The organism is Nitrospinota bacterium (assembly GCA_035528715.1).
Classification (GTDB): Bacteria; JADFOP01; JADFOP01; order DATKYB01; family DATKYB01; genus DATKYB01.
On sequence record DATKYB010000060.1, the window covers coordinates 1 to 2082 of the forward strand.

At 39.7% G+C, this 2082-nt stretch carries 4 protein-coding genes; all 4 read left to right on the forward strand.

Annotation, left to right across the window (positions count from 1 at the left end):
* The coding region (locus VMW81_04760; GenBank protein HUU50247.1) for an MBL fold metallo-hydrolase at window positions 1-553 on the forward strand (553 nt) is incomplete at its 5' end.
* Between the two features lie 69 nt (window positions 554-622).
* Window positions 623-1195, forward strand: a complete 573-nt coding sequence (locus tag VMW81_04765) for an NUDIX hydrolase (GenBank protein ID HUU50248.1) — start codon at window positions 623-625, stop codon at window positions 1193-1195.
* Window positions 1196-1255: 60 nt separating this feature from the next.
* Window positions 1256-1612, forward strand: coding sequence for a cupin domain-containing protein (locus tag VMW81_04770; GenBank protein HUU50249.1), 357 nt, complete (start codon window positions 1256-1258; stop codon window positions 1610-1612).
* Between the two features lie 48 nt (window positions 1613-1660).
* A partial coding sequence (locus VMW81_04775; protein HUU50250.1) for a GNAT family N-acetyltransferase occupies window positions 1661-2082 on the forward strand: 422 nt, incomplete at its 3' end.

Genomic DNA, 2082 nt, shown 5'->3' on the forward strand with positions numbered 1-2082 from the left:
CACCTTAAAGAAAGGCTGGATTGCTAGTTCGTCTACAACTTTGGTCCGAGACGGAAAGATAAATATTATTGTCGATCCAGGCATCAACAGAAGAAAGCTTCTCAGCGCTCTGAAAAGAGAAGGACTAAAACCAGAAGATATTGATTATGTATTTATGACCCATTTCCATCCTGACCATAATTACCTTGTTGGAATCTTTCCGAAAGCCAAGGCCCTTGATGATGAGCTTGTTTATGATGACGATAAAGAATATGAGCATGGTGGGAAGATTCCAGGGACAAATTTAAAAATCCTCTCTACCCCAGGACACGAGAAATCCCACGGATCGCTTATTGTTCCAACAGAAAAAGGAACCGTTATCGTCGCCGGTGATGTTTGGTGGTGGAAAACAAGTCATAAACAGAAAACAGACAGGGAATCCTTGCTTAATTTAAAAGACATGTATGTCAAAGATAAAAAGGCATTACTAGAAAGTCGGAAGAAAATATTGGAAATCGCTGACTGGATTATCCCCGGACACGGAAAGATGTTTAAAAATCCAACTAGAACTTAAAAATTCTACCGCTGACTAAAAATGGCTGAAATTTTCCCCCTGATAAAAGAGATATGGTAAAATACTTTTATGTCTGAGACAGAAAAACCAAAAATTGAGAAGTGGGAAGTGCTTAAAACAGAAGACATTTCTCCTGCTCCCTGGTTTCCTCTTTTCGTCGACAAGGTTAGATTACCTCACACAGGGAAAGAAATCGAGTATTATCGCGCTGAATTAGGTCATGTGGCGATGATAGTGGCTGTTACACCTAAGAAAGAAGTCATTCTTGCTAGGCAATATAAACACGGGGTCCAAGAGATAACTCATGAATTACCAGCTGGAAGGATTGGTAAGAGAAACCCCAAAGAAGCAGCTAGGGAAGAACTAGAGCAAGAGACAGGAATAAAGGCTAAAGAGCTTAGACTTATAGGAGAAGTTTTTGTTGCTCCTTCCAAAGACTCAACTCGCACCCATGGTTACTTAGTAGTCGACGCTGAAATAACAGGCGATCAGCAATTTGATGAAAATGAGAATATCGAACTAGTCCATGTTCCGGTTGCTGAACTGGATGAATGGATAAAATCGGGCAAGATAATGTCAGCCGATACAATTGCGATGTTGGCCTTGGCCCGACTCCAAGCTCCTGAAGTTTTCCGTCCTTAAAATCTTACCGGTGACTAAAAATGGCTGAAAATTTCCCCCTGAATTTGGTAAAATTGGGATATGAAAAAATTAAATCCATCCCTCTACAAAAATAAAGTCGAAAATCCCAACGAGACGGTCTATGAAGTAATTACCGCTCAAGATGGTCTTGGTTGGGGGCTGGCGATTGTGGATATCAAAGAATCTGAGCTCCACGTTCACCAGCAGATTAAAGAGGCCTATATCGTTTTAGAGGGAAAACTTGAACTTGACCTCGATGGGAACCTTCATCAGCTGAAGAAAGGAGAGTCTATCGAGATTTTGCCGAAAGTGAAACATAAGGCAAAGAGTCTCGGGCAGGATCCAGCGCGGATAGTGGCTCTTTCCTTTCCTGCCTGGACATTCGAAGATCACCATCTAATAAAAGCCAATGAGTAAAAATGGCTCGGAAAATTTCCCCCCCGAATTTGGTAAAATCTAATAAAGATGATGATTGTACAAAAACCCGAAATAGAAGATTTAAAAAAAATCCATAAAATTCTAATTCAGTGGACTGAAAAAAGGGAAGCTGATAAATATCTTAAAAGAATTTCTGATGAAGTTAATGGCCAGACTAAATTTAATATGCAATTTTGGGTGGCTAGAGAAAAAAATCAAGTTTTCGGAGTAATCGGCTTGGCTGATCCATTGCCAAAAATATTGCCGTTGGCAACTACAAAAAAACCTGGAGAGGTAAAAATCTTGTATGTTAATGATAAAAATCAGGGAAAAGGAATTGGTAAAAAACTAACCCTTTTCTTAGAAGAGGAAGCGAAAAAACAAGGTTATCAAGAAATGATTGTAAGGAGTGCAGAAAGATACAAAGATACAGCCTGGGGTTTCTACGATAAAATGGGATACACTAGGCT